Source organism: Gibbsiella greigii (genome assembly GCF_039540155.1).
Lineage (GTDB): Bacteria > Pseudomonadota > Gammaproteobacteria > Enterobacterales > Enterobacteriaceae > Gibbsiella > Gibbsiella quercinecans.
The window spans coordinates 85989-112544 of sequence record NZ_BAABEM010000005.1 but is presented as its reverse complement, the minus strand read 5'-3'; the positions used below and the strand labels follow the sequence as shown (position 1 = coordinate 112544).

Annotated in this window: 25 protein-coding genes; 13 read left to right on the top strand and 12 right to left on the bottom strand. The window is 59.0% G+C overall.

The annotated features are described in order from the left end of the window. Window positions 1-40: 40 nt before the first annotated feature. Window positions 41-961, top strand: a complete 921-nt coding sequence (hemF, locus tag AC559G_RS02405; RefSeq protein WP_498911034.1) for an oxygen-dependent coproporphyrinogen-III oxidase — start codon at window positions 41-43, stop codon at window positions 959-961. After that, complete coding sequence (locus AC559G_RS02400) at window positions 961-1407, top strand: YaiI/YqxD family protein (RefSeq protein WP_498911033.1); 447 nt, start codon at window positions 961-963, stop codon at window positions 1405-1407. Before hemF ends, AC559G_RS02400 begins: the two co-directional genes overlap by 1 nt. Here the strand turns inward: AC559G_RS02400 and AC559G_RS02395 are convergent. After that, on the bottom strand, window positions 1404-2234 hold the full coding sequence (locus tag AC559G_RS02395) for a ChaN family lipoprotein (protein WP_498911031.1): 831 nt from the start codon (window positions 2232-2234) through the stop codon (window positions 1404-1406). The two genes, AC559G_RS02400 and AC559G_RS02395, sit on opposite strands and share 4 nt — an antisense overlap. Window positions 2235-2465: 231 nt before the next feature. Here AC559G_RS02395 and mmuP point away from each other — a divergent pair, with 231 nt between their 5' ends. Together mmuP and mmuM are read left to right on the top strand one after the other, a co-directional pair. After that, complete coding sequence (gene mmuP / locus AC559G_RS02390) at window positions 2466-3878, top strand: S-methylmethionine permease (RefSeq protein WP_498911029.1); 1413 nt, start codon at window positions 2466-2468, stop codon at window positions 3876-3878. Beyond that, the gene (gene mmuM, locus AC559G_RS02385; protein WP_498911027.1) at window positions 3865-4812 is read left to right on the top strand and encodes a homocysteine S-methyltransferase; all 948 of its coding nucleotides are present in this window, start codon (window positions 3865-3867) and stop codon (window positions 4810-4812) included. The genes mmuP and mmuM overlap by 14 nt, the downstream gene beginning before the upstream one ends. A 46-nt stretch (window positions 4813-4858) precedes the next feature. Here mmuM and maeB read toward each other — a convergent pair whose 3' ends face one another. The 3 genes from maeB to AC559G_RS02370 form a co-directional block, all read right to left on the bottom strand. Then, window positions 4859-7138 carry an NADP-dependent malic enzyme gene (gene maeB / locus AC559G_RS02380; RefSeq protein ID WP_498911025.1) on the bottom strand — a complete coding sequence of 760 codons (2280 nt, stop codon included), beginning with the start codon at window positions 7136-7138 and terminating at the stop codon, window positions 4859-4861. A gap of 390 nt (window positions 7139-7528) precedes the next feature. Next, window positions 7529-7705 carry an Rz1-like lysis system protein LysC gene (gene lysC / locus AC559G_RS02375; protein WP_165907058.1) on the bottom strand — a complete coding sequence of 59 codons (177 nt, stop codon included), beginning with the start codon at window positions 7703-7705 and terminating at the stop codon, window positions 7529-7531. Beyond that, a complete protein-coding gene (locus AC559G_RS02370; RefSeq protein WP_462614091.1) occupies window positions 7689-8063 on the bottom strand; it encodes a DUF2570 family protein in 375 nt (124 codons plus the stop codon). The genes lysC and AC559G_RS02370 overlap by 17 nt, the downstream gene beginning before the upstream one ends. A 404-nt stretch (window positions 8064-8467) precedes the next feature. Between AC559G_RS02370 and tal the strand changes: the two genes are divergently transcribed. Together tal and tkt are read left to right on the top strand one after the other, a co-directional pair. Continuing rightward, on the top strand, window positions 8468-9418 hold the full coding sequence (gene tal, locus AC559G_RS02365) for a transaldolase (RefSeq protein ID WP_498911022.1): 951 nt from the start codon (window positions 8468-8470) through the stop codon (window positions 9416-9418). Between the two features lie 22 nt (window positions 9419-9440). Then, complete coding sequence (gene tkt, locus AC559G_RS02360; protein ID WP_498911020.1) at window positions 9441-11435, top strand: transketolase family protein; 1995 nt, start codon at window positions 9441-9443, stop codon at window positions 11433-11435. Window positions 11436-11493: 58 nt separating this feature from the next. Here the strand turns inward: tkt and nudK are convergent, their stop codons facing one another. The 5 genes from nudK to napD all read right to left on the bottom strand — a co-directional run bounded on the left by nudK (window position 11494) and on the right by napD (window position 16049). Next, window positions 11494-12069, bottom strand: a complete 576-nt coding sequence (nudK, locus tag AC559G_RS02355) for an NUDIX hydrolase (protein ID WP_498911018.1) — start codon at window positions 12067-12069, stop codon at window positions 11494-11496. A gap of 86 nt (window positions 12070-12155) precedes the next feature. After that, complete coding sequence (gene napC / locus AC559G_RS02350) at window positions 12156-12767, bottom strand: cytochrome c-type protein NapC (RefSeq protein WP_498911016.1); 612 nt, start codon at window positions 12765-12767, stop codon at window positions 12156-12158. 9 nt (window positions 12768-12776) lie between these two features. After that, window positions 12777-13226, bottom strand: coding sequence for a nitrate reductase cytochrome c-type subunit (gene napB / locus AC559G_RS02345; protein ID WP_498911014.1), 450 nt, complete (start codon window positions 13224-13226; stop codon window positions 12777-12779). 76 nt (window positions 13227-13302) lie between these two features. Further along, on the bottom strand, window positions 13303-15789 hold the full coding sequence (gene napA, locus AC559G_RS02340; RefSeq protein ID WP_498911012.1) for a nitrate reductase: 2487 nt from the start codon (window positions 15787-15789) through the stop codon (window positions 13303-13305). Further along, on the bottom strand, window positions 15786-16049 hold the full coding sequence (gene napD, locus AC559G_RS02335; protein WP_498911010.1) for a chaperone NapD: 264 nt from the start codon (window positions 16047-16049) through the stop codon (window positions 15786-15788). Before napD ends, napA begins: the two co-directional genes overlap by 4 nt. Before the next feature lie 383 nt (window positions 16050-16432). Between napD and narQ the strand changes: the two genes are divergently transcribed. Further along, a complete protein-coding gene (gene narQ, locus AC559G_RS02330) occupies window positions 16433-18121 on the top strand; it encodes a nitrate/nitrite sensor histidine kinase (protein ID WP_498911008.1) in 1689 nt (562 codons plus the stop codon). Between the two features lie 195 nt (window positions 18122-18316). Further along, window positions 18317-18949 carry a response regulator gene (locus AC559G_RS02325; RefSeq protein ID WP_498911006.1) on the top strand — a complete coding sequence of 211 codons (633 nt, stop codon included), beginning with the start codon at window positions 18317-18319 and terminating at the stop codon, window positions 18947-18949. Between the two features lie 26 nt (window positions 18950-18975). Here AC559G_RS02325 and AC559G_RS02320 read toward each other — a convergent pair whose 3' ends face one another. After that, entirely contained in the window at window positions 18976-19254 is a 279-nt protein-coding gene (locus tag AC559G_RS02320; protein ID WP_438598615.1) for a winged helix-turn-helix domain-containing protein, read from the bottom strand. Between the two features lie 373 nt (window positions 19255-19627). Here AC559G_RS02320 and acrD point away from each other — a divergent pair, with 373 nt between their 5' ends. Further along, the gene (acrD, locus tag AC559G_RS02315) at window positions 19628-22762 is read left to right on the top strand and encodes an efflux RND transporter permease subunit (protein ID WP_498911004.1); all 3135 of its coding nucleotides are present in this window, start codon (window positions 19628-19630) and stop codon (window positions 22760-22762) included. Between the two features lie 159 nt (window positions 22763-22921). On the opposite strand, the gene ypfM is transcribed toward acrD, so the two are convergent. Both ypfM and AC559G_RS02305 read right to left on the bottom strand, forming a co-directional pair. Next, complete coding sequence (ypfM, locus tag AC559G_RS02310; RefSeq protein WP_100396732.1) at window positions 22922-22981, bottom strand: protein YpfM; 60 nt, start codon at window positions 22979-22981, stop codon at window positions 22922-22924. Between the two features lie 541 nt (window positions 22982-23522). Beyond that, window positions 23523-23735, bottom strand: a complete 213-nt coding sequence (locus tag AC559G_RS02305; protein WP_095849095.1) for a KTSC domain-containing protein — start codon at window positions 23733-23735, stop codon at window positions 23523-23525. A 398-nt stretch (window positions 23736-24133) separates the two neighbouring features. On the opposite strand from AC559G_RS02305, the gene AC559G_RS02300 reads away from it, so the two are divergent. From AC559G_RS02300 to AC559G_RS02285, 4 genes are read left to right on the top strand one after another with little or no spacing between them, the layout of a single operon-like run. Next, window positions 24134-24520, top strand: a complete 387-nt coding sequence (locus AC559G_RS02300) for an ArsC family reductase (protein WP_498911002.1) — start codon at window positions 24134-24136, stop codon at window positions 24518-24520. Further along, window positions 24517-25644: a succinyl-diaminopimelate desuccinylase gene (gene dapE, locus AC559G_RS02295; protein WP_498911000.1), complete on the top strand. Its 1128-nt coding sequence runs from the start codon at window positions 24517-24519 to the stop codon at window positions 25642-25644. The genes AC559G_RS02300 and dapE overlap by 4 nt, the downstream gene beginning before the upstream one ends. Continuing rightward, a complete protein-coding gene (locus AC559G_RS02290) occupies window positions 25641-26315 on the top strand; it encodes a M15 family metallopeptidase (protein WP_498910998.1) in 675 nt (224 codons plus the stop codon). Before dapE ends, AC559G_RS02290 begins: the two co-directional genes overlap by 4 nt. Window positions 26316-26317: 2 nt before the next feature. Then, complete coding sequence (locus AC559G_RS02285; protein ID WP_498910996.1) at window positions 26318-26509, top strand: YpfN family protein; 192 nt, start codon at window positions 26318-26320, stop codon at window positions 26507-26509. The last annotated feature ends 47 nt before the right edge of the window (window positions 26510-26556 follow it).

Sequence of the window (26556 nt, the reverse complement as noted above, 5' to 3'; positions counted from 1 at the left end):
TACTTGCAGCTGATTTCAATAAGGCCGCGAAGAATTCCGTATGAGTTTACCCGATATTGCTGAAGTAAAATCCTTTCTGCTGGCGTTGCAAGACCGTATCTGCACGCAGTTGGCTGAAGCCGACGGCGCCGCCGGCTTCGCCGAAGATCGCTGGGTGCGTGAAGAAGGCGGCGGCGGCCAAAGCCGCGTGCTGACCAACGGTGCCGTGTTTGAACAGGCCGGGGTAAACTTCTCGCACGTTTCCGGCGCTGCGCTGCCGGCCTCCGCCACCGCCCACCGGCCAGAGCTGGCGGGCCGCAGCTTTCAGGCCATGGGCGTTTCACTGGTGATCCATCCGCTGAACCCTTACGTCCCCACCAGCCATGCCAACGTGCGCTTCTTTATCGCGGAAAAACCCGGCGCCGAGCCGGTTTGGTGGTTCGGCGGCGGTTTCGATCTGACGCCGTTCTACGGCTTTGAGGAAGACGCGGTGCACTGGCACCGCACGGCCCAACAACTGTGTGCGCCCTTCGGCGCCACGGTATACCCCAAATACAAAAAATGGTGCGACGACTATTTCTTTATCAAACACCGCAACGAAGCGCGCGGCATCGGCGGGTTGTTCTATGACGATCTGAACACGCCGGATTTCGCCACCAGCTTCGCCTTCACCCGTGCGGTGGGCGAAGGTTTCCTGGCGGCGTATCTGCCGATCGTCGCCCGGCGCAAGGCGCTGGCTTGGGGCGAGCGCGAGCGCCAGTTCCAGCTTTATCGCCGCAGCCGCTATGTCGAATTCAACCTGGTGTGGGATCGCGGCACCCTGTTCGGGCTGCAAACCGGCGGCCGCACGGAATCCATCCTGATGTCGATGCCGCCGTTGGTGCGCTGGGAATACAACTATCAGCCGGCGGAAGGCAGCCCGGAAGCCGCGCTGTATCGCGATTTCCTGCCGGTACGCGACTGGCTGCGGGAGGAGCAATAATGCAAATCTGGGTTGATGCGGACGCCTGCCCGAACGTCATCAAAGAGGTGTTGTTCCGCGCCGCGGAACGCACGGCGACTACCGTGACGCTGGTCGCCAACCAGCCGCTGCGCACGCCGCCCTCCCGCTTTATCCGCACCTTGCAGGTAGCACCAGGCTTTGACGTGGCGGATAACGAAATCGTGCGCCGCTGTGAGCCGGGGGATCTGGTGATCACCGCAGATATTCCCCTGGCGGCGGAGGCGATTGAAAAAGGCGCCGCGGCGCTTAATCCGCGTGGCGAACGTTATACGCCCGCCACCATCCGTGAACGCCTGAACATGCGCGATTTTATGGATACTCTGCGCGCTAGCGGCATCCAGACCGGCGGCCCGAATGCCCTCAACCAACGCGACCGCCAGCTGTTCGCCAATGAGCTGGACAAATGGTTACAGGCGAAACGCTAACGCGCCGGAGTGCGCCACAGATAGTCGGCGCGGCGCACATCCACCTGGCTATCGCCTTCGGCCAACATCAGCACCAGCGGCATACTGGCCGGCTGTAGATCCTGCATGTGCAACGGCACCCCCAAATCCCTGGCGGCATGATAGCCGCCGGCAATCAACAACGCGGGCGCCGGCGCCGCCAGCAGCCACTGTGCCATCCGCCGGTCACGCTGTTGCTGGATAGCCAGCATCGCATTCAGACGCGGCGCATCGATCTTGCCACCGTGTGCCTGCCGGATGAGATCGGCCAGGGCCTGTTGCACCGCCGGCTGGGTTGAACGTGGGCCGGTTGGGAACTGCGGATGGCGGTAAAACGCCATGATTTCATCGCGGCTTAAGTTGGCGGAAAGCAGCGGATAAGGCGCCTGAATGGCGGCCATCACCACCCCGCCATACAGCGCCCAGTCCCACCCGGCCTGCCAGGCGATGCGCTGCTTAACCTGTTCACTGCTAAGCACCTCTCCCGCCTGCAGCGCGCGCTTCACCGCATCCACCTGCGCCTGCTGGCCCGGCACGAGCATCTCCATCAGCACGCTGCCCTGCGGCCGCTGCCGCGGCAGGTTTTCCACCAGCCAATGCTCAATACGGTGGTGCGCCGGATTGTCATGCTTTTCACCGACGATCACCCGCTGCGCCACCGCCAGCCGCACCAGCAGTTGCTGGGGCGCAAGCGTTGCGCCGGTATGCAAATCAACAATTGTGCCCAGGTTTGCCACACGGTTATCCGGCGCAGGCGAACGGCTACAGGCGCTCAACGCCAGCGTAACCAGCAGTAAGAGATATTTCATCGGGGATCCCGCCACGCGAAAAAAAACGATAATACAGAGAACGGTTCTCATTTGCATCTTATCCTGCCTGGCGTACAACCACCCTGCGCGGCGCGGCGCATTGATCTCACGCCCGCTGCGGTGGTATAACCCCAGCCATTCAGACATCTATCCCCTTCATACTTCAGCTTGCAGGTGGGTTGCCCTTCCCGCGGCTCGGATTATTTGGGGCATTTACAGATATATATCATTATGCAATCTCCCTCCGAAGGGCAGTTCAAACGCACCATGAAAGCCCGGCACCTAGTGATGCTTTCTCTGGGCGGCGTGATCGGCACCGGCCTCTTTTTCAACACGGGTTACATCATTTCCACCACCGGGGCGCTCGGCACATTGCTGGCCTACCTGATTGGCGCCATCGTGGTTTATCTGGTGATGCTGTGCCTGGGCGAATTGTCGGTCGCCATGCCGGAAACCGGTGCTTTCCATGTGTACGCAGCCCGCTATCTTGGCCAGGCAACCGGCTACACCGTGGCCTGGCTCTATTGGTTAACCTGGACCGTCGCACTGGGTTCCAGCCTGACGGCGGCGGGGTTTTGCATGCAGTACTGGTTCCCGCAATCGCCGGTGTGGCTGTGGTGCCTGATCTTCTGTATCACCATTTACCTGCTGAACGTGATTACCACCCGCTTTTTTGCCGAAAGCGAGTTTTGGTTTTCCCTGATCAAAGTGGTGACCATACTGGCGTTTATCATCCTGGGCGGCGCCGCCATGTTCGGCCTGCTGCCGATGAAAGACGGCACGCCGGCGCCTTTCCTGCATAACCTGACCGCCGCCGGTTGGCTGCCGCAGGGCACCCTGCCGATCCTGATGACCATGGTGGCGGTAAACTTCGCCTTCTCCGGCACGGAGCTTATCGGCATTGCCGCTGGCGAAACTGAAAACCCGGAAAAGGTAGTGCCCTGGGCTATCCGCACCACGGTTATCCGCCTGGTGGTGTTCTTTATCGGCACGGTGTTTGTGCTGGCGGCGCTGATCCCGATGGACCAGGCCGGGGTGGTGAAAAGCCCGTTTGTCCTGGTGTTCGAGCGCATCGGTATCCCTTATGCGGCCGATATCTTTAACTTCGTGATCCTGACCGCGATCCTTTCCGCGGCGAACTCGGGGCTGTATGCCTCCGGGCGCATGCTGTGGTCGCTGGCGAACCAAAACACCCTGCCGGCCTATTTCTCCCGCGTTAACCGCCGCGGCATTCCGTTTAACGCGCTCACCTTCAGCATGCTCGGCGGCATTTTGGCGCTGCTGACCAGCGTGATCGCCCCTGATACGGTATTCGTCGCCCTGTCCGCCATCTCCGGTTTCGCCGTGGTGGTGGTTTGGCTTAGCATCTGCGCCGCCCACTTTGCGTTCCGCCGCCGGTATCGGCACAGCGGCCAACCGCTTGCCGGGCTGAAATACCGCGCCCCCGGCTACCCGGCCACGCCGATCGCCGGCTTTGCCCTGTGCCTGCTGGCCTCTATCGGCCTGGCGTTTGATCCGCAGCAGCGCATTGCGCTGTACTGCGGCCTGCCCTTCGTGGCACTCTGCTATGCCGCCTATTACCTGACCCGCAACGGCGGGCAAAAACCACGGCTGGAAACAGGAGAACAAGATGCCGGTCAATAACCCCATCGCCCCATTGCTGGCGGGCAACAATACCCTGGTTCTGGATGGCGCGCTGGCCACGGAACTGGAAGCGCGCGGCTGCAACCTTAGCGATGCGCTGTGGTCCGCCAAGGTGCTGATTGAAAACCCGGAGCTGATTTATCAGGTACATCTGGACTATTTCAACGCCGGCGCGCAGTGCGCCATCACCGCCAGTTATCAGGCTACGCCGCAGGGGTTTCTGCCGCGCGGGCTGGATGAGCGGCAATCGCTGGCGCTGATCGCCAAAAGCGTGCAATTGGCGCAACAGGCGCGCGCCGATTACCTGGCACAGCACCCACAGGCCGGGCCGCTGCTGGTCGCCGGTTCGGTCGGCCCTTACGGCGCGTATCTGGCGGACGGTTCTGAATATCGCGGTGATTACCATCTGCCGCAGGCAGAGATGATCGCCTTCCACCGCCCGCGTATCGCGGCGCTGGCGCAGGCCGGGGTGGAGCTGCTGGCATGTGAGACGCTGCCTTCATTCAGCGAACTGCAGGCATTGCTTGCCCTGCTGCAAGAAGAATTCCCACGGCTCGGCGCCTGGTTCTCCTTTACGCTGCGCGACAGCCAGCACCTCAGCGACGGCACGCCGCTGCGCGATGTGCTGGCGCTGCTGCGCGGCAACCCGCAGGTGCTGGCCGTTGGCATCAACTGCATTGCGCTGGAAAACGTCACCCCGGCGCTGCGTGAATTCGCCGCGCTGAGTGATAAGCCGCTGTTGGTCTACCCTAACTCCGGTGAACATTACGATGCGCAGAGCAAAACCTGGCACGCCTGCGGCGCCGGGCACGGCGGCCTGCCTGAACGACTGGCGGAATGGCGGCAACTTGGCGCCCAACTGATTGGCGGCTGCTGCCGCACCACGCCGCAGGATATTCGGGCAATCGCGGCGCAGGTGAGCGCCCACCAATAGGCCTGAGCACGGGCGTTCCTCTGGCCGGCAGAGGAACGCCCATCGGTTACAGCGGCTGGGTTTGTGCTTCCACCAACGCCAGCGCCACCATGTTGACGATGCGGCGCACCGAAGCGATCGGCGTCAGAATATGCACCGGCTTCGCTACCCCCATCAACACCGGCCCCACGGTCACGCCTTCGGAAGAGGACACGCGCAGCAGGTTATAGCTGATACGCGCTGCCTCCATATTGGGCATGATCAGCAGGTTCGCCGAGCCTTTCAACGGGCTATCCGGCATCAGATCGTGGCGGATGCTTTCCACCAGCGCCGCGTCACCGTGCATTTCCCCGTCGATTTCCAGATCCGGCGCCAGTTGGTTGACCAGCGCCAACGTTTGCTGCATTTTGCGCGCCGACGGGCAGTCGGAAGAGCCGAAGCTGGAATGGGAAAGCAGCGCCACTTTTGGCTCAATGCCGAAGCGACGCACGGTTTCCGCCGCCATCAGGGTGATTTCCGCCAGCTGTTCCGGCGTTGGGTTGTCGTTAACATAGGTATCGGCAATAAAGGTATTGCCGCTCGGCAGCAGCAGCGCATTCATCGCCCCGGCCACGTGCACGCCTTCGCGGAAGCCAAACACGTTCTTCACTACCTCATAATGCTCATGGTAGCTGCCGATGGTGCCGCAGATCATCGCGTCGGCCTCGCCGCGCTGCAGCATGATGGCGGCAATCAGCGTGGGGTTGCCGATAACTGCGCGGCGCGCCTGTTCCTGGGAAACGCCGCGCCGTTTCATGATCTGGTAGTATTCGCCCCAGTAGGCATTGAAGCGGGGATCGGACTCGTTGTTGACGATTTCGAAGTCTTTACCCGGCGTAAGCTGCAGGCCAAGCTTTTTCAGGCGCATTTCGATGACGCTCGGGCGGCCCACCAGGATCGGGAAGCCCAGCCCCAGTGAAACCAACTCTTGGGTGGCATGCAACACCCGCTCTTCTTCGCCTTCGGCCAGCACCACCCGCTTCAGCGCTTTCTTGGCCTGGGTGAAGATCGGTTTCATAAACAGGTTGGTTTTGTAGACGAACTCGGTCAGCTTCTCGGTGTAGGCATCAAAGTTTTCGATCGGGCGCGTAGCCACGCCGGATTCCATTGCCGCTTTGGCTACCGCCGGGGCGATTTTGACGATCAGCCGCGGATCAAACGGTTTAGGGATAATATATTCCGGGCCGAAGGACAGATCCTGATCGCCGTAGGCCGAGGCCACCACGTCGCTCTGTTCCGCCAGCGCCAGATCGGCAATGGCATGCACGCAGGCCAGCTTCATCTCTTCGTTGATGGTGGTCGCCCCCACATCAAGCGCGCCGCGGAAAATGAACGGGAAGCACAGCACGTTATTGACCTGGTTCGGGTAATCGGAGCGGCCGGTACAGATAATGGCGTCTGGCCGCACTTCTTTCACCAGCGGCGGCAGGATTTCCGGTTCCGGGTTGGCGAGCGCCATAATCAGCGGGTTCTCCGCCATGGTTTTCACCATCGGCTGGGTCAGCACGCCCGGGCCGGAACAGCCGAGGAAAATATCCGCCCCGGGGATAACGTCTGCCAGGGTGCGCTGGCCGTTGTCCTCAATGGCATAGGCGGCCTTGGTTGCTTCCATTTTGGCGTCGCGGCCTTTGTAGATCACCCCTTTCGAGTCGCAGACGGTAATGTTTTGCAGCCGCAGCCCCAGCGCCACCAGCAGATTCAGGCAGGCGATAGACGCCGCGCCCGCGCCGGAAGCCACCAGGCGCACGTCGGAGAGGCTCTTTTTCACCACCCGCAGGCCATTGAGCACTGCAGCGGTGGTGATGATCGCCGTGCCGTGTTGATCGTCATGGAACACCGGGATCTTCATGCGTTCACGCAGCTTTTTCTCAATGTAGAAACATTCCGGCGCTTTGATATCTTCCAGGTTGATGCCGCCAAAGGTCGGCTCCAGCGCGGCGACCACGTCTATCAGTTTGTCGGGATCGTGCTCATCGACTTCAATATCAAACACGTCAATGCCGGAAAACTTCTTGAACAGCACGCCCTTGCCTTCCATCACCGGTTTGCCGGCCAACGCGCCGATGTTGCCCAAGCCCAATACGGCCGTGCCGTTGGAAATAACGGCGACCAGGTTGCCCCGGGCGGTATATTTATAGGCGGCCAGCGGATCGGCAGCAATTTCCAGGCACGGGGCGGCGACACCCGGCGAATAGGCCAACGCCAGATCGCGCTGGGTCGCCAGTGGTTTGGTGGGGGATACCTGGATTTTTCCCGGTACCGGGAACTGATGGAAATCAAGGGCACTTTGCTTTAGTTTTTCATCCATTTTCGGTTCCTTAGTTCTGATATATATACCCTTCATATTTCGCAGGAAAAACACCTGCACAATATACCCAAGATAATTCGAGTTGCAGGCAGGCGGCAATCGAAGGACAAATTCGTCGGGAGCGAATTTGACCAACCAACGGTTGGCCTCCGGTGAGAGACAGGATGTCTCTCATTAATCCCGATGCGCTTACGCCAGTAAGTGATTCGGGTGACTGAGTGCAGCCAACACACCTGCAACTTGAAGTATGACGGGTATAAATATGACGAGGCATATTTGATTTTAGGCGGAACCAGTATAGGGCGAGAATTATCACAAACTTTGAAGCGCCCCATAACCTGGAATAAAAACCCCCATAGAAAGTAAAAAATCCGGGAATAATGGAATATCTCACTCCCCGTGCTGCGCCAGCCCGGCTCGCCAGGCGTTAAGCGTTGCCACCTGGCCCGCGCAGATTTTTAACGCGGTTTGTAATTTCAGTGTGTAGCTCACGGCATCACCCCAGGTATCGCCCAGCAATACCGGCTGTTCACAGGGCCGGAATACCGATTCAGGGGGCAACGGCACCGTCGCTGGCGCCGGCGCGGCGCAAGAGCTCAGGCACAATGCCAGGCATAGGCTGCCCAGCGCAGGCGGTGTTTTTAATCGCTTCACGGTATTTCCTCTCTGTATTATCCCCTTGCTGGCGCAGCCATTGCTCCTGCTGCTGCTGCGCCGCCATTAACGCCCGGTTTTGCGCATCCTGGGCCTGTAAGGCGGCAATCTGTTCCTTTTGTTGCGCCAACGTTTTTTGCTGCTGCGCCGCCTGTTGGCGTAGCGTGGTTACCCGCTGCTTCAGCAGTGCGCTATATCCCCCCAGGCCAATCAGCACCAGTAATAATGCCAATATGCCAACCCGGATAACTTTCTGTAATAAAACACTCATTGCCAGCCTCATTCAGTTAATTGCCGCGTGCGCGAAATTAAGCCGCCGCGCTATTTTTACGATGGCGAAGCGCAATAGCGGCCGATAAAAACCCCACAGAAGAAATATAAAACCTTCTGCCTTCGTTTATTTTCACCGGTTCATTGGGCGGCGTATGGCACAGGGATGAGTATATTTAATCCAGATTATTTATCACGTTGCGGCTGCTGTGCCAGCCGCCAGCGTGCGGTTATGGTCCCGGGATCGCAGATCCCGGCTACAATGAGTGGTATCCCATTGTTCTTATCCATCACAATAATCAGAAAAAGCGCATTTTATTTACCTGGCTGATAAGGCAGTGTGTTCTGCCTGTGATGAAAAGAATTCTTATTTCCCTACATTGACGTTGGTCAAGGAGCCCAAAGATGAACCAATTAGACGCACTAAAAAAGTTAACGGTTGTGGTTGCCGACAGCGGTGATATTGAGTCGATCCGCCAGTTCACGCCGGAAGACGCCACCACCAACCCGTCGCTGATTCTGAAAGCCGCCGCCCTGCCGCAGTACAAGTCATTGATCACCGAGGCGCTGGGCTATGCGCGCCAACAGGGCGGCAGCAAGGAAACCCAACTGGTCAACGCCAGCGACAAACTGGCCGTCAACATCGGGGTCGAGATCCTAAAAAGCGTGCCGGGCCGTATTTCAACCGAGGTAGACGCCCGCCTGTCCTTCGATCGCGGTATGTGCGTCACCAAGGCGCGCAAGCTGATTAGCCTGTATCAGCAACAGGGCATCGATAAATCACGCATTCTGATCAAACTGGCCTCCACCTGGGAAGGTATCAAGGCCGCCGAAGAGCTGGAAAAAGAAGGCATCAACACCAACCTGACGCTGCTGTTCTCCTTTGCCCAGGCGCGCGCCTGTGCAGAAGCCGGCGTGTACCTGATCTCGCCGTTCGTTGGCCGTATCTACGACTGGTACCAGGCCAAACAGCCAGCGGCCAGCTACGACGCCGAGCAGGATCCGGGCGTGAAATCGGTGCGCACCATTTATGAATACTATAAACAGCATCGTTACCAGACGGTGATCATGGGCGCCAGCTTCCGCCGCGTAGAACAAATCCTGGCGCTGGCCGGCTGCGATCGCCTGACCATTTCACCGAACCTGCTGGAGCAGTTAAAACAGAGCGAAGCCCCTGTCGAACGCAAGCTGAGCCCGTCTGAAGAAGGTTTCCACCAGCCGGCGCCGCTGTCTGAAGCCGAGTTCCGTTGGCTGCACAACCAGGACGCGATGGCGGTAGAAAAACTGGCTGAAGGCATCCGCCTGTTCGCCGTCGATCAACAGAAGCTGGAAGATATGCTGGCCGCTGAACTGTAATTATCTGGAGCACTATACCGTTATGCCTTCACGTAAAGACCTTGCCAACGCGATCCGCGCACTCAGCATGGACGCCGTGCAAAAAGCAAAATCCGGCCACCCGGGCGCGCCTATGGGGATGGCGGACATCGCCGAAGTCCTGTGGCGTGATTACCTTAACCATAACCCCGCCAACCCGCACTGGGCCGACCGCGACCGCTTCGTGCTCTCCAACGGCCACGGCTCGATGCTGATTTACAGCCTGCTGCACCTCACCGGCTACGACCTGCCGATGAGCGAGCTGGAAAACTTCCGCCAGCTGCATTCCAAAACCCCGGGGCACCCGGAATACGGCTACACCCCGGGCGTGGAAACCACCACCGGCCCGCTGGGCCAGGGCATCGCCAACGGCGTCGGCTTCGCCATCGCCGAACGCACCCTGGCGGCGCAGTTCAACCGCCCGGACCATGACATCGTCGACCACCACACCTACGTGTTCATGGGCGACGGCTGCATGATGGAAGGTATCTCCCACGAAGTCTGCTCGCTGGCCGGCACCCTCAAGCTCGGCAAGCTGACCGCCTTCTACGATGACAACGGCATTTCCATCGACGGCCACACCGACGGCTGGTTCACCGACGACACCGCCAAACGTTTTGAAGCCTACGGCTGGCACGTGGTGCGCGGCGTGGACGGCCACGACAGCGCGGCTATCAAGGCGGCGATTGAAGAAGCCCGCCAGGTGACCGACAAGCCGTCGCTGCTGATGTGCAAGACCGTGATTGGCTTCGGCTCGCCGAACAAGGCCGGCTCGCACGATGCGCACGGCGCCCCGCTGGGTGATGCCGAAGTGGCCGCCACCCGTGAAAAACTGGGCTGGAATTATCCTCCGTTCGTTATCCCGCAGGACATCTACGCCCAGTGGGACGCCAAAGAAGCCGGCAAGGCCCGTGAAGCCGCCTGGAACGCCAAATTCGCCGCCTATGCACAAGCCTTCCCGGAACAGGCCGCCGAGTTCAAACGCCGTATGAGCGGTGAACTGCCGGCCAACTGGCAGGCAGACGCCAAAGCCTTTGTGGAAAAACTGCAGGCCAACCCGGCCAGCATCGCCAGCCGCAAGGCCTCGCAGAATACGCTGGAAGCGTTCGGCAAGGTGCTGCCGGAGTTCCTCGGCGGCTCCGCCGACCTGGCGCCGAGCAACCTGACGATGTGGTCCGGCTCCAAGGCCATCAACGAAGACCTGGCCGGCAACTACATCCACTACGGGGTGCGCGAGTTCGGCATGACCGCCATCACCAACGGCATTGCGCTGCACGGCGGTTTCCTGCCGTACTCGGCCACCTTCCTGATGTTTGTGGAATATGCCCGCAACGCGGTGCGTATGGCGGCACTGATGAAGCTGCGCAACGTGTTTGTCTACACCCACGATTCCATCGGCCTGGGTGAAGACGGCCCGACCCACCAGCCGGTCGAGCAGTTGGCCAGCCTGCGGGTGACGCCGAACATGAGCACCTGGCGCCCGTGCGACCAGGTGGAATCGGCGGTGGCCTGGCAGTACGGCATCGAGCGCAACGACGGCCCGACGGCGCTGATTTTCTCGCGCCAGAACCTGGCCCAGCAGCCGCGCACGGCGGAACAGCTGGCCAACGTATACCGCGGCGGCTACGTGCTGAAAGACAGCGACGGGCAGCCGGAGCTGATCCTGATCGCCACCGGTTCGGAAGTGGATCTGGCGGTTGCCGCCTATGAGCAACTGACGGCGGAAGGGCGCCGGGTGCGCGTGGTCTCCATGCCGTCGACCGATGCGTTCGACAAGCAGGATGCGGCCTACCGTGAAGCGGTGCTGCCGGCGGCGGTCAGCGCGCGGGTGGCGGTGGAAGCGGGTATCGCGGACTACTGGTACAAGTACGTGGGCCTGAACGGCGCGGTCGTGGGCATGACCACCTTCGGTGAGTCGGCGCCGGCGAATCTGCTGTTCAAAGAGTTCGGCTTTACGGTAGAAAACGTGGTCGCCAAAGCGAAAGCGTTGCTTAACTAAACGCACAACCCCCTTTACCCTGCCGTTCCTCAGGCGGGGTAAAGGGGCACCGGCGTGGCTACCCCATAATCTGGTGAATTTGCAGATACTGCAGCAGCATAATGGTTTTGCCGTCCTTAATCCGCCCATCGTCAATCATCGCCAGCGCTTCCCTGAACGGCAGTTCAACCACTTCGATATCTTCATCCTCAATGCCCCCGCCTGAAGTACGGCGTTCGTTGTCCTGGTATTCGGCGATAAAGAAATGGATAAGCTCGGTAACGCCGCCCGGTGACATATAGGCTTCAAAGATCTTCTTCGCGCTCGCCACCTGGAACCCAGTTTCCTCTGCGGCTTCACGGCGCGCACACCACTCGGGGGAATCACCGTCCAACAGCCCGGCGCAGGCTTCCAGCAACATACCGCTTGGGTTGCCATTGACGTAGGTCGGCATACGGAACTGATTGGTCAGCACCACCGTGCCCCGCTCGCGGTTGTACAACAAAATGGTGGCGCCGTTGCCACGATCGTAAACTTCACGCACCTGCTGAACGGAACCGCCATTCTTGCGTTTTAAATCAAAGGTATACTTATTCAGCACATACCAGTTATCCGACAGCAGTTCTTTCTTCACATTCTCGATTTTTGCAGACATGGGCTCTCTTCCGTTGGCGACAACACAGGAATCATAGCGCGATTCCCCCGCCCTGCGCCAAGCCAATCATGGCAAAAGCCCGCCGTTCAAAAACCATTCGGCACGTTACGCATATCCGGCAGCTTGTGCGCAATGCCCTTATGGCAGTCGATGCAGGTTTGCCCGGCGCTGATGGCCTGCTGGTGCATTTGCGCCGCCACGGTTTTCTGTGCGCTGAAGTCCATGTTATCGAAGTTATGGCAGTTACGGCATTCCTGGGAACCATTGGCCTGCATGCGCGCCCATTCGTTGCTGGCCATCGCCAGCCGGTGCTGCTCGAATTTCTGCGGCGTATCGATCAGGCCGAGAGCCTTGGCGTACAGCTCCTTACTGGCCTTGATCTTGCGCAGCATCTTCGGCCCCCACTCATGGGGAACGTGGCAATCCGGGCAGGTTGCCCGCACACCACTGCGGTTGCTGTAGTGGACGGTGCCGAGATATTCTTCATAAACGTTATCGCGCATTTCATGGCAACTAATGCAGAATGCCTCGGTATTCGCCGCCTCCATGCCGGTATTAAAACCGCCCCAGAACAGGATGCCAGCGCCAAAACCCATCAGCAGCAGCGTGCCCAACGCCAGGCGGCTTGGCCGCCGCCACCAGCGCCATAGCCGGCGCAGCGGCCCGGCTTTTTTGTTATTTCCGCTATGTTGCGCCATGGTGACTCCTTATTTGCCAAAACCCGGCAGCGGCTCAAACGTGTTGCCTACAATCGGCGCGGCATCCGTTTGCGTCACGTGGCACTGCAGGCAAAAGTAGCGGCGTGGCGCCACCTCGCCCAGCATTTTGCCATCGCTGTCCATAAAGTGCGTCGGGCTGATGCGCGGCGCGCCGGTATTGCGATAATGCGCAATGTCATGGCACTGTAGGCAGCGGTTGGTGTTGCGGGTGATTTGATAGCCATCAACGCCATGTGGGATCAACGGCGGCTGGTTAACGTAGTTCAGCGCCATCCGCGCCTGCTGCCTGGGTTGCATAATCTGCCCTTCGGCCGTGCCGGCAACCTCCGGCGATGCGCCCAGATCGACGCCGTTGGCCGCCAGGGCGAAGCCAACCACCGCCAACGATAACAGCACGCTCCCCACGGCCCACCATTTTTTCAGGACATTCCCCGTCATATTTTGCTCCAGAGCAATCACACGCTATTTTTATCGGGTGCCGTTGCCCGCCCGCCTGGCGAGCAAGCGTGGTGAACTAGACTTTCTCCAGCTTCACGGCACATTTTTTAAAGTCGGTTTCTTTCGATAGCGGATCGGTAGCGTCCAGCGTCAGGCTATTGACCAACTGCGCCGCATCAAAAAACGGCATATACACCAGCCCACGCGGCGGGCGGTTGCGCCCGCGGGTTTCGATGATGCTCACCACAGCGCCACGGCGTGAAATCACCTTGACGCGCTCGCCGCGGCGCAGGTTGCGAGCCTGGGCATCCAGCGGATGGATAAACACCACCGCCTGCGGGAAGGCGCGGTGCAGTTCGGGCACGCGGCGCGTCATGGTGCCGGTGTGCCAGTGCTCCAGCACACGGCCGGTAGACAGCCACAGATCGTACTCCTGATCCGGGCTTTCCGCCGCCGGTTCAAAAGGCAGCGCGAAGATCACCGCTTTCCCATCCGGTTTGCCGTAAAAGCGCAGCGTTTCTCCAGCCTTCACGTAGGGATCAAAGCCTTCGCGGTAGCGCCACAGGGTTTCCTTGCCGTCCACCACCGGCCAACACAGGCCGCGCGACTGGTGATAGGTATCGAACGGCGCCAGATCATGCCCGTGGCCGCGCCCAAAACCGGCGTATTCTTCAAATAGCCCTTTCTGGATGTAGTAGCCGAAATCGCGCGCCTCATCGTTCAACTGTTCCGCCGGCAGTTCATCCAGGCCGAATTGATCCACCACGCCGTTGGCGAACAGCACCTCATACAGCGTTTTGCCGCGGTATTGCGGATTTTGCGCCAGTAGCTCTGCCGGCCACACTTCATCGGTGCGGAAACGTTTGGAGAACGCCACCAGTTGCCAGAGATCGGATTTTGCCGCGCCGGGCGCCTTCACCTGTTGGCGCCAGAAGTGAGTACGCCGTTCACCGTTGCCATAGGCGCCCTCTTTTTCCACCCACATGGCGGTGGGCAGGATCAGATCGGCAGACAGCGCGCTCACGGTGGGGTAAGGATCAGACACCACCACGAAGTTGCGCGGATCGCGCCAGCCCGGCATTCGCTCTTCGGTGATGTTGGGCCCAGCCTGCATATTGTTATTGCACATCACCCAATACACGTTGAGCGTGCCGTCTTTCAGCGCCCGATCCTGCGCGATCGCATGCAGCCCCACCTCGCCCGGAATGGTGCCGGCCGGCACGCGCCATTTCTGCTCCGCGATCTGGCGGTGCTTTTCGTTAGTCACCACCATGTCGGCCGGCAGCCGGTGCGCAAAAGTGCCGACTTCACGCGTGGTGCCGCAGGCGGAAGGCTGGCCGGTCAGCGAGAATGGCCCGCAGCCCGGCCGGGCGATCTTGCCGGTCAGCAGGTGCAGGTTGTAGCACAGGTTATTGGCCCAAACGCCGCGCGTATGCTGGTTAAAGCCCATCGTCCAGTACGAAACCACCTTGATGTTCGGATCGGCATACAGCCTGGCCAGCGCTTCCAGCTGATCCTTCGGCACGCCGCTCATCGCTGCGGTTTTCTCCAGGGTGTATTCCGCCACAAAGGCCTTGTAGGCTTCAAAGCTCATCGGCTCGGAGGCGTCGCTGCCTGGGTTCTTTGCCGCTTTTTCCAATGGATGCGCCGGCCGTAGCCCATAGCCGATGTCGGTAACGCCCTGGCGGATATTGACATGCCGACGCAAAAAATCCTGATCGACGGCGTTGTGTTGAATGATGTAGTTGGCGATGTAGTTCATGATCGCCAAATCGGTTTGCGGGGTGAACACCATGGCGTTATCCGCCAGCTCGAAGCTGCGGTGTTCAAAGGTGGAAAGCACGGCGACGCGGACATGATCGTTGCCCAGGCGGCGGCTGGCGATGCGCGACCACAGCACCGGGTGCATCTCGGCCATGTTGGAGCCCCAGAGCACAAAGGCATCGGCGTGCTCAATGTCTGCATAGCAGCCCATCGGCTCATCCATGCCGAAGGTACGCATCAGCCCCACCACCGCCGATGCCATGCAGTGGCGCGCGTTGGGATCGATATTGTTCGAACGGAAGCCGGCTTTGAACAGTTTGGCGGCGGCATACCCTTCCCAGATGGTCCATTGGCCGGAGCCAAACATGCCGACCGAACTTGGCCCTTTGGTCTGCAACGCCGTTTTGAACTTTTCAGCCATGATGTCGAACGCCTGTTCCCAGCCGATTGGCGTGAACTCGCCTTCCTTGTCATACTTTCCCTGGCTCATGCGCAGCAACGGCTGGGTGAGGCGATCCTTGCCATACAGGATCTTGGGCAGGAAATAGCCCTTGATACAGTTCAGGCCGCGGTTGACCGGCGCATCCGGATCGCCCTGCGAGGCCACGATGCGGCCGTTTTGCGTGCCGACCAGCACGCCGCAGCCGGTGCCGCAGAAGCGGCAAGGCGCTTTATCCCATTTAAGCTCATCCGCCCCGCTCACCACCGCCTGCGCGACGGTGGGAATAACCAGCCCCGCGGCGGTGGCCGCCGCCAGCGCCGCATTGGCCTTCATGAAATCGCGACGACTGAGTTTCATGGCGTTACCTCACCTTGCTCATCCAACTGGTGATACACCAGCGATACCGCCAGCACCCCGTCCAGGTTGCGTGCCGACTCAATGCGATCCAATAACGCGCGGGCATCCGCCGCCTGCATGACAATCGCCAGCTTGCCTTGCCCGGCATCCGTGGCCGGGATTTCCGTGCCGGGGATCGCCAGCAGCGCCGGGATCAGCCGCGCGACGTTTTCCGGCCGGGCCTGAACCACCAACCCGCTGACATGCCATCCATCGTTCATTATTTTCACCCTGTTGTGCTGGCTCATCGGCCGGCTGCCCACAGCGCGGCGATTGGCCAAAACGGCATTGGTTATCTTTTTTTAATAAAATCCATTGAATGGATAGGGTTAAAATAGGCGTTGAAGTTAGGGGTAGATAATCCCTATTAAGAGGTAAACAAAGAGTCTCTTGCGCCAGATCAAACTCTGACGACCGTTCGCCGCCGTGCGGCGTACAAAAAACGACGCAGCGTTATTTACTTGAATATACAGCGGTTATTTTAATCCTCCGCGCGCCAATTGCTTGATGCATATCGCGGTGACGGGGGTAGCAAAAGTGATAATAGTGGGCATGCCGCTGGCACATACGCTGGCGCAATCTCTACAAATAAAAGGACGCCTGCGTGTTTGTTAAACGCTCCCTGACCCGAAGCCTGGCCAAAACGCTGTTCAGCATTGTGGCGCTTTCGCTCCTCGCAACCGGGCTGGCGCTGACCACCGTTGCCGGCAGCCTGAGCGATGCCGAAGCGGTCAACATTGCCGGCTCGTTGCGGATGCAAAGCTATCGCCTGGCCTATGACATCACCAATAGCCCGGAGCAGTTGCCGCAGCATCTAGCGCAATATCAGCAATCCCTGCAGGCCCCGGCGTTACTGAAGCTGGAGCGTTTTTACGTGCCTGAAGAGGTGCGGCAGAAATACCTGGCGCTGCGTCATACCTGGCAGCCGCTGGCCGAGAAAATCAACGCCGGCCACCCAGAAGACTACCAACAGAGCGTTGCCGACTACGTCGCGCGCATCGATAGCTTTGTTTTCACACTGCAGCACTATTCGGAATTGAAACTGGCCATCGTGGCCACCATCAGCGTGATGGGTTATATCGCCATCATCGGGTTGGCGCTGTTTTGCCTGCGTGTGATGCGCCGCCAGGTGGTGGCGCCGCTAAAACGGCTGGTCGACGCCAGCCAGCGCATGCAGCAGCGGGACTTCAACTATCCGCCGCTTGAAGTAGCGCTGCCCAATGAGCTGGGCGTGCTGTCGCAGGCCTTCAACGCCATGTCTGACGAACTGGCCAGGCTTTATCAGTCGCTGGAGCACAAGGTACAGGAAAAAACCGAACGGTTGCAGCAGGTTAACCGCACGCTGGAGGTGCTTTACCACTGCTCGCAGGCGCTGAGCACAGGGCACATCGAACAACGTGCCTTTGAACAAATTTTGCAGATTGTGCGTAAAAGTGAGCATCTGCGTTGTATCCGCCTGGAAGTGGAAGGCACGCCCAGCCCCTGGCGGTTAACCAGCGGCTCCCCGCTGGCGGAGCAGGATTGGCAGCAACAGCGCATTGAACAAGATGGTAAACCGGTGGGCCAACTGTGTTGGCAAGCCCGGCGGCAGCCACCGCACCCGCACCTGATGCAAAGCGTGGCGAACATGCTGAGCCGCGGGCTGTATTTTAACCGCGTACAAAAACAGCATATGCAATTTTTGCTGATGGAAGAGCGCGCTACCATCGCCCGTGAACTGCACGATTCACTGGCGCAGGCGCTGACTTTCCTGCGCATCCAGTTGACCATGCTCAAACGCGAACTCGCTGCCTGTTCGCCACAGGCACAGGGCATCATCTCCGATTTTGATCGGGCGTTGGCCGACGCCTACCGCCAGTTGCGCGAACTGCTGGCGACCTTCCGCCTCAGCATTCAGGCCGCCGATCTGCACAGCGCCCTGCGCCAACTGCTGGCGCCGCTAAAGGAACAGACACAGGCTCGAATCATGCTGGATTGCCAAATCCCTTCACAAGCGCTCAATGCCCAGCAGCAAGTGCACGTGCTGCAGATCGTTCGCGAGGCGGTGCTCAATGCGATCAAACATGCCAATGCGCAGGTGATCACCATCCGCTGCGCCGTGGACACGAACGGCAGTAACGTCATCACCATCAGCGATGACGGTTGCGGCATCGCCAGCCTGGAAGAACCGGAGGGCCATTATGGACTGACCATCATGAGTGAGCGCGCCGCCCGGCTGGGGGGAAAACTGCTGATTCAACGCCGTGCGCAGGCGGGAACGGAAATTCGGCTCACCCTACCCCCTTCTGGGTAAGTGATGCCGCCAGGCGGATAATAAGGCAAGGGCAATCAAGGCCAAGAATGATACACACCGCTACCAAGAATACCGGTAACGGGTTAGTCTTGGCTAAACGGAATAGCCCTATTGGCGCAAGACCTGAAGGCGGCGCCCCAATAGGGCATTGACATTACATTTGAGTGGCTTTATCGGCTACAGGGAGAAATTTTCATGGTAATGAAAAACTACAAGGTGGTTATCGTCGACGATCATCCACTGATGCGCCGTGGTATCAAACAGTTACTGGCGTTGGATCCGGCATTTAACGTCGTGGCGGAAGCCAGCAACGGCACCGAGGCGATTGCCATGGTGTTGCAACATGAACCTGATGTGGTGCTGCTTGATCTGAACATGAAGGGCCTTTCCGGGCTGGACACGCTAAAGGCGTTGCGCAATGAAGGCGTTGATGCGCGGATCATCGTGCTGACCGTCTCGGATGCGCGCAGCGATCTGTATGCGCTGATAGACGCCGGCGCCGACGGCTATCTGCTAAAAGACAGCGAACCGGAACAGTTATTAGTGGATATCCGCGCAGCGGCGGGCGGCCAGAATATCATCAGCGAAGCCATCGCGGACTACCTGTCTTCACGCAGTGAACAAAGCAACCCCTTTGCCGAACTGACTGAACGTGAACTGGACGTCTTGCAAGAAGTGGCGCGCGGGATGTCGAACAAGCAGGTTGCCGTGCAGTTGCACATCTCCGAAGAAACGGTCAAGGTGCACATCCGCAATATGCTGCGCAAGCTGAACGTGCGCTCCCGGGTCGCCGCCACGGTGATGTATCTGGAGTATAAAAACCAATAACGATCCCCCGGCCTGCCGGGGAACTGTTAGCCGATAACCGCCAGCAACTGTTGGTGGTATCGGCTCACCCACTGCGGATCAAGCGGGCCCCAATCGTCCAACTGGTAAAAACCGTCGTTATTACGCACGCCCTGCTGCACAAAACGCAGCGTGACGCCAAGCCCAGGCAAGGCCTTTAGCGTGTCCTGCAGCGTGCGCCGCGGCCAGCCGGTCTGCGCCATCAGGCGCGGCACATTGGGCCTTTCACTGTGGCTAATCAGCCAGCACAAATAAAGGCGGCGGGCAAACACCGGGTTAATATCCATACGCGGCTCCTGCTAGTGAAAACATCCAGATATACCCGTCATACGTCAAGTTGCAGGTGTGTTGGCTTTCCTCGCTCACCCCAGTCACTTACTCCAGTAAGCTCCTGAGGATTCGCTGCGTTGCCGCCTGCCTGCAACTCGGCTTATTTTGGGTATAGATCCATTGAAAGGAAATTCGGTAGCTTTTTGTATTTCGTCAGTACAATTGGTAAAGCGCAGCCTACTGTTATTTACATTATCTCCATTTTTTCTCCACGCTTTACCTATAGCTGGCAGGTAAAGTGCCATACTGTCGGCATCCTTTCAGCTAACACTTGAACGCAGTCCTGATGCGTCTTAAAGATAGAACAAGTCACAACGAGGTTCGCGCTGTATGGCCAATTTTTTTATCGATCGCCCGATTTTTGCCTGGGTTCTGGCAATTATCCTTTGCCTGACTGGCACATTGGCGATTTTTTCGTTGCCGGTTGAACAATATCCCGATCTCGCCCCGCCGAATGTGCGAATCGTGGCAAATTACCCCGGCGCCTCGGCGCAAACGCTGGAAAATACCGTCACCCAGATTATCGAACAAAACATGACCGGCCTCGATAACCTGATGTATATGGCATCGCAAAGCACCAACACCGGTCAGGCCACCGTTACCCTCACCTTTGAAGCCGGCACCAACCCCAATGAAGCCTTGCAGCAGGTGCAAAACCAGTTGCAAACCGCACTCAAGCGCCTGCCGCAGGCGGTTCAGGACCAAGGGGTCACCGTTTCAAAAACCGGCGACACCACGCTGATGATGGTGGCGTTCGTCTCCACCGACGGCAGTATGGACCGCCAGGATATCGCCGACTTTATCGTTTCCAACGTGCAGGATCCGCTCAGCCGCGTTAACGGCGTCGGCAGCATCGATGTGTTTGGCTCCCAGTACGCAATGCGTATCTGGCTCGATCCCAACAAGCTCAACAGCTACCAGCTCACCACGCAGGATGTGGTAAGCGCCATCACCTCGCAGAACAGCCAGGTTGCCGTTGGGCAACTGGGCGGCACGCCGGCGGTCGACAACCAGGCGCTTAACGCCACTATCAATGCGCAGTCGCAGTTGCAAACCCCGGAGCAGTTCCGCCAGATAACCCTGCGGGTTAACCAGGACGGTTCAATGGTCACGCTGGGGGATGTCGCCACCATTGGCCTGGGCGCCGAAAACTATAACTACCTCAGCCGCTACAACAGCATGCCCGCCGCCGGCATCAACATCAAATTGGCCTCCGGCGCCAATGAAATGCAAACCGATCAGATGGTGAAGGAAAGAATCGCCGCCCTTGAGCCCTTTTTCCCCCGCGGGCTGGAAGCCAAAATCGCTTATGAAACCACGCCTTTTGTTAAAGCCTCTATCCGCGATGTGGTGAAAACCCTGCTGGAAGCGGTGCTGCTGGTGTTCCTGGTGATGTACCTGTTCCTGCAAAACTTCCGCGCGACGCTCATCCCGACCATCGCCGTGCCGGTGGTGCTGCTGGGCACCTTCGCCGTGCTTTCCGCATTTGGCTACAGTATCAATACCTTAACCATGTTCGCCATGGTATTGGCCATCGGCCTGTTGGTGGACGATGCCATTGTGGTGGTAGAAAACGTTGAACGCGTAATGAGCGAAGACGGCTTACCGCCGCGTGAAGCCACACGCAAATCCATGGCCCAGATACAGGGCGCGCTGGTCGGTATCACGATGGTGCTTTCCGCCGTATTTATCCCGATGGCCTTCTTCGGCGGCACCACCGGGGCGATTTACCGCCAGTTCTCAATTACCATCGTGGCCGCCATGGTGCTCTCGGTGCTGGTGGCGATGATCCTCACCCCGGCACTGTGCGCTACGCTGCTCAAGCCGCACGCCGCCGGCCAACAGCACGGCAAACGCGGCTTCTTCGGCTGGTTCAACCGCATGTTCAACCGCAACACGCTGCGCTATGAGCGCGGCGTGGCGCGCATACTGCACTACAGTCTGCGTTATATGGTGCTTTACCTGCTGTTGCTTGGGGGCATGGCGCTGCTGTTTATCAAACTGCCCACCTCTTTCCTGCCCGATGAAGACCGCGGGGTATTCACCGTTCAGGTGCAGTTGCCGGCGGGTTCCACCCAGCAGCAAACCTCGAAGGTTGTCGAAAAAGTCGAACACTATTTCATGACCAAAGAGCAGCAGGACGTGGTTTCGGTATTCGCGATCATCGGTTCCGGCCCCGGCGGCAACGGGCAAAACGTGGCGCGTATGTTTGTGCGCCTCAAGGACTGGAGCGAACGCGGGGCGGAAGGCAGTTCCTTTGCCGTGATCGAGCGCGCAACCAAGGCGCTCAACAGCATTAAGGAAGCGCGCATCATTGCCAGCAGTCCACCGGCCATCAACGGCCTGGGGAACTCATCCGGCTTTACCATGGAACTGGAAGATCACGCCGGCCTGGGGCACGCCAAGCTGATGGCGGCGCGCGATCAACTGTTGCAGGCTGCCGGCCAGAACCCGCTGCTTTCACGGGTGCGCCATAACGGCCTGGACGATAGCCCGCAGTTGCAAATCAACATCGATCAGCGCAAGGCGCAGGCGCTCGGCGTCAGCATCGATGATATCAACGACACGCTATCCACTGCCTGGGGCTCCACCTATGTCAACGACTTCGTCGATCGCGGGCGGGTGAAGCGGGTGTACGTGCAATCCGCCGCCCCGTTCCGCATGCTGCCGGATGACGTTTACAAATGGTATGTGCGCAACAGCACCGGCGGTATGGTGCCGTTCTCCGCCTTTGCCACCTCGCACTGGGAGTATGGCTCCCCACGCCTGGAACGCTATAACGGCACCTCTTCGCTGGAGATCGTCGGCGAAGCCGCCAGCGGCACCAGCAGCGGCACCGCCATGGCGGAAATGGAGAAGTTGGTTAGCCAACTGCCGGCTGGGTTCGGCCTGGAGTGGTCGGCGATGTCGTATCAGGAACGGCTGTCCGGCTCACAGGCGCCGGCGCTGTACGCGCTTTCTTTGCTGGTGGTGTTCTTATGCCTGGCCGCATTGTATGAAAGTTGGTCAATCCCGTTTGCGGTGATGCTGGTGGTGCCGCTCGGGGTGATTGGCGCGCTGGCGGCCACCTGGCTGCGCGGGCTGGAAAACGACGTGTACTTCCAGGTGGGATTATTGACCATCATTGGGCTGTCGGCGAAAAACGCCATCCTGATCGTCGAATTCGCCAACGAATTACACCTCAAAGGGCAGGAACTGACGGCAGCGACGCTGGAGGCCTCGCGGATGCGCCTGCGCCCTATTCTGATGACTTCGCTGGCCTTTATTTTCGGCGTCTTGCCGATGGCGCTTAGCCAGGGCGCAGGTTCCGGCAGCCAGCACGCCGTGGGCACCGGCGTCATCGGCGGGATGATTTCCGCCACCGTGCTGGCGATTTTCTTCGTGCCGCTGTTCTTCGTCTTGGTTCGCCGGCGTTTCCCGGGCAAACAGGCGGTGCCGCCGTTGGTTGAAAGCAGCGGCGAATAATCGGCATTAAAAAAGCAGCGCCGGTGAAGGTGCTGCTTTTTATTTGAACGGTTACCCATTCAAGAAACTTCATAACATGCCCGCCATACCGTAACGGAGTGGGGGCACAGGTGAGAACGAATCAGTACAGCTTGCCTGGCGATAAACCTAACCCGGTAATCAGTTACCTAACATCTCATCAATGAAGTCTTTCCAGTTACCTAATTCACGATCAACCATGATGCATTTACAACCTCAATTATCACACGCTGCGAATTCTACGCTTATTTTTTGACCAGGTGAAGCTTTTTGGGAACGTTGCCAACCCCAGAATAGCGGGTTGGCGCATATTTTCGGATTAATCGCTAATACCGTCATTCACCCTATGCCCTTCTGCGATCAACTTATCCCCTTCATACTTCAAGTTGCAGGTGTGTTGGCTTGATTACTCGGCCCATCCCTGGGCCTCTCCCCTTCGGAGCCGCTGCTAACAGCGTTCAAATCTGCTCCCGGCAGATTTGTCACTCACCCCAGTCACTTACTCCAGTAAGCTCCTGGGGATTCGCTGCGTTGCCGCCTTCCTGCAACTCGAATTATTTTGGGTATATCGCTATCACGCAGAACGGATGTTTTTTTATATGCCTGAAACGCGCGCATAACGCCGATCGGGATCACTGAATCCCGGGGAAAAATCGGCGAATTGTGACCGGTGAGCAACTTTGCCGCGTTGCCGTGCAAAACGCAGGCCCGCACAGGCAATGGCGCACAGATATGCAGGCCGCTAACGCACTTTGCGGCTGTGGAACTTGTCTTTTATCACGCCGTCAAAAAACCGGCCTTTGGACACCACAGAAAGAAAGGTTTTATAGATACGTTCAGGAACCGCGCTGTATTGGTAAATTCCGTGTTCGCGAAATTCGATTTCCAGCAGGCTGCGTTTTGGGTCATAACCTATAGAAATTATCCGTGATGACGAAACAGGCTGCCGCTTCAATTGCTTTTTCCCCCAGTTTAATTGCCAAAAAGACACTGCCGCTCACGGCCAGCGCCTGTTTTGCAGGCTGCCAGCCCAAACGCGTTTAATAGATTCATTTCATTGATAGCATTAACAAATTACCCCGTTGCCCAACGGCAAGCAACCAAAAGTACGGCGAATCACCCCAGCCAGAGGCATCCTGCCCGACAAAGCGCCTAAAAGGGCCGCTTTTAGCCGCGAAAACCACCATTTGAGCCAGACTGGTGGGCGTTCATGGACATAAACGTATCGTTGTCTGGATCTGGCTCTGGTTTTCCCGCATTATCTCTCCCATCGCCGAGCAGCATCATTTTATTGCGGCTTTGCCGCCGGTTGCTCAGTCCTTATTCGACGATAATTTAGGTAGCATTTTCGCCATGGCAGACAAACCACAACCAACATCACTTACCCTCTACGGCATCAAAAACTGCGACACCATAAAAAAAGCGCGCCGCTGGCTGGAAGAACAGGGCGTAGCCTATCAATTCCACGATTACCGCACCGACGGGCTGGATGAACCCCTGCTGCGTGATTTCGTCGCGCGCCTTGGGTGGCAACCGTTGCTCAATACCCGCGGCACCACCTGGCGCAAACTGGACGAAACGCAGCGCAACGCCTGCGATAACGCCGATGCGGCCATCGCCCTGATGCTGGCGCAGCCGGCCATCATCAAGCGCCCGCTGCTGGACGACGGCCGCGGCCATGCCCTGCTCGGCTTCAGCGCCGATGCTTACCAGCAATATCTTTCCGAGGTAAAATCATGACCTGCCCTGTTATCGAGCTGGCGCAACAGTTAATCAAGCGCCCGTCCCTGAGCCCGCGCGACGAAGGCTGCCAGGCCATCATGATCGAACGCCTGCAGGCCATTGGCTTTACCGTTGAACCGATGGACATCGAAGATACCCAGAACTTCTGGGCCTGGCGCGGCGAAGGCCCGACGCTGGCGTTCGCCGGCCATACCGATGTGGTGCCAAGCGGCGACGAAAGCCTGTGGGCGCACCCGCCGTTTGATCCCACCATCCGCGACGGCATGCTGTACGGCCGCGGCGCCGCGGATATGAAAGGCTCATTGGCCGCCATGGTGGTCGCCGCCGAACGCTTTGTCGCCGCACACCCCGATCACCAGGGGCGGCTGGCGTTCTTGATCACCTCTGACGAAGAAGCCAACGGTACCCACGGCACAGTGAAGGTTGTCGAGGCGCTAATGGCGCGCAACGAGCGCCTGGATTACTGCCTGGTGGGCGAGCCTTCCAGCACCGAACACGTTGGCGATGTGGTTAAAAACGGGCGCCGCGGCTCCATCACCGCCAACCTGCGCATCCACGGTATTCAGGGGCACGTCGCCTACCCGCACCTGGCGGATAACCCGGTGCACCGCGCTATGCCGGCGCTCAATGAGCTGGTGGCCACCGAATGGGATCAGGGCAACGCTTTCTTCCCGCCCACCAGCATGCAAATCGCCAATATTCAGGCCGGCACCGGCAGCAACAATGTGATCCCGGGTGAATTGTTCGTGCAGTTCAACTTCCGTTTCAGCACCGAACTGACCGATACCCAGATCAAACAACAGGTGGAAGAACTGTTGAAACGCCACAAACTGAACTACAGTATTGATTGGCGCCTGTCTGGCCAGCCCTTCCTCACCACACGCGGTGCGCTGGTGGATGCGGTGGTAAACGCGGTTGAACACTACGCCGAGCGCACCCCGCAGTTGCTGACCAACGGCGGAACCTCCGACGGGCGGTTCATTGCCCGGATGGGCGCACAGGTTGTGGAACTGGGGCCGGTTAACGCCACCATCCACAAAGTTAACGAATGCGTCAACGCAGCCGATCTTCAACTGCTGAGCCGCATGTATCAGCGTATTATGGAGCAGTTGGTCGCATGATCACCCCAGAGATGCTCACCGGGCGCAGTACCGGGCATCTGGCGCCCCTAGTGGGCAACCATCGCCTGCAGCCGCAGGCGGTTGCTGCCTTTTGCGCCATGCAGCAGGCGGCCCAGGCCGCCGGTTTTGATCTACAACCGGCCAGCACCTTCCGTGATTTTGAACGCCAGCGGGCCATCTGGAACGGCAAGTTCCGTGGCGAACGCCCGGTGCTGGATCACAACAGCCAGCCCATCGACATCACGCCGCTTTCCGATGCCGAACGCTGCGAAGCCATCCTGCGCTGGTCTGCGCTGCCGGGCGCCAGCCGCCACCACTGGGGCAGCGATCTGGATATCTATTCCCCGGCGCTGCTGCCGGCAGGCCAAAAGCTGCAACTGGAACCCTGGGAATACCTGCAGGGCGGCTACTTTTACCCGCTCACCTGCTGGTTGTCGGAAAACATGGCCGACTTCGGCTTCTACCGGCCATTCGGCGGCGAAAGCGGCGGCGTGGCGATGGAGCCCTGGCACCTGAGCTACCGCCCATTGGCGCAGCAGGCCGAACATTTGCTGACGCCGGCGCTGCTGCTGGCCGCCTGGCAAGATAGCGACGTCGCCGGTTCTGGCTGGCTGGCGCGCCACTTGCCCTCCATTTTTGCGCGTTTTATACGCCCTGAAGAGAAGAAATAACTATGCACTGGTTAGCTGATTACTGGTGGATCATCCTGCTGATCCTGGTGGGGATGATCATCAGCGGGATAAAAGAGCTGCGCCGCGTCGACGTAAAAAGCTATTTGGCCAATAAACCGACCTTGCCGCCTCACCACGATAACAACGCGAAGTGGGACGACGAAGACGACGATCAACCAAAGAAAAAGCCCTAATCCGGAGCGCCGCGCTTGCCCGGCGGCGCCCTGCCTCTGCATAAAAA

What these genes read in the sequence shown, in the direction of transcription:
- hemF (WP_498911034.1), top strand. Translation starts at nt 41, where the DNA reads ATGAGTTTACCCGATATTGCTGAAGTAAAATCCTTTCTGCTGGCGTTG.
- AC559G_RS02400 (WP_498911033.1), top strand. Translation starts at nt 961, where the DNA reads ATGCAAATCTGGGTTGATGCGGACGCCTGCCCGAACGTCATCAAAGAG.
- AC559G_RS02395 (WP_498911031.1), bottom strand. Translation starts at nt 2,234, where the DNA reads ATGAAATATCTCTTACTGCTGGTTACGCTGGCGTTGAGCGCCTGTAGC.
- mmuP (WP_498911029.1), top strand. Translation starts at nt 2,466, where the DNA reads ATGCAATCTCCCTCCGAAGGGCAGTTCAAACGCACCATGAAAGCCCGG.
- mmuM (WP_498911027.1), top strand. Translation starts at nt 3,865, where the DNA reads ATGCCGGTCAATAACCCCATCGCCCCATTGCTGGCGGGCAACAATACC.
- maeB (WP_498911025.1), bottom strand. Translation starts at nt 7,138, where the DNA reads ATGGATGAAAAACTAAAGCAAAGTGCCCTTGATTTCCATCAGTTCCCG.
- AC559G_RS02370 (WP_462614091.1), bottom strand. Translation starts at nt 8,063, where the DNA reads ATGAGTGTTTTATTACAGAAAGTTATCCGGGTTGGCATATTGGCATTA.
- tal (WP_498911022.1), top strand. Translation starts at nt 8,468, where the DNA reads ATGAACCAATTAGACGCACTAAAAAAGTTAACGGTTGTGGTTGCCGAC.
- tkt (WP_498911020.1), top strand. Translation starts at nt 9,441, where the DNA reads ATGCCTTCACGTAAAGACCTTGCCAACGCGATCCGCGCACTCAGCATG.
- nudK (WP_498911018.1), bottom strand. Translation starts at nt 12,069, where the DNA reads ATGTCTGCAAAAATCGAGAATGTGAAGAAAGAACTGCTGTCGGATAAC.
- napC (WP_498911016.1), bottom strand. Translation starts at nt 12,767, where the DNA reads ATGGCGCAACATAGCGGAAATAACAAAAAAGCCGGGCCGCTGCGCCGG.
- napB (WP_498911014.1), bottom strand. Translation starts at nt 13,226, where the DNA reads ATGACGGGGAATGTCCTGAAAAAATGGTGGGCCGTGGGGAGCGTGCTG.
- napA (WP_498911012.1), bottom strand. Translation starts at nt 15,789, where the DNA reads ATGAAACTCAGTCGTCGCGATTTCATGAAGGCCAATGCGGCGCTGGCG.
- napD (WP_498911010.1), bottom strand. Translation starts at nt 16,049, where the DNA reads ATGAACGATGGATGGCATGTCAGCGGGTTGGTGGTTCAGGCCCGGCCG.
- AC559G_RS02325 (WP_498911006.1), top strand. Translation starts at nt 18,317, where the DNA reads ATGGTAATGAAAAACTACAAGGTGGTTATCGTCGACGATCATCCACTG.
- AC559G_RS02320 (WP_438598615.1), bottom strand. Translation starts at nt 19,254, where the DNA reads ATGGATATTAACCCGGTGTTTGCCCGCCGCCTTTATTTGTGCTGGCTG.
- acrD (WP_498911004.1), top strand. Translation starts at nt 19,628, where the DNA reads ATGGCCAATTTTTTTATCGATCGCCCGATTTTTGCCTGGGTTCTGGCA.
- AC559G_RS02300 (WP_498911002.1), top strand. Translation starts at nt 24,134, where the DNA reads ATGGCAGACAAACCACAACCAACATCACTTACCCTCTACGGCATCAAA.
- dapE (WP_498911000.1), top strand. Translation starts at nt 24,517, where the DNA reads ATGACCTGCCCTGTTATCGAGCTGGCGCAACAGTTAATCAAGCGCCCG.
- AC559G_RS02290 (WP_498910998.1), top strand. Translation starts at nt 25,641, where the DNA reads ATGATCACCCCAGAGATGCTCACCGGGCGCAGTACCGGGCATCTGGCG.
- AC559G_RS02285 (WP_498910996.1), top strand. Translation starts at nt 26,318, where the DNA reads ATGCACTGGTTAGCTGATTACTGGTGGATCATCCTGCTGATCCTGGTG.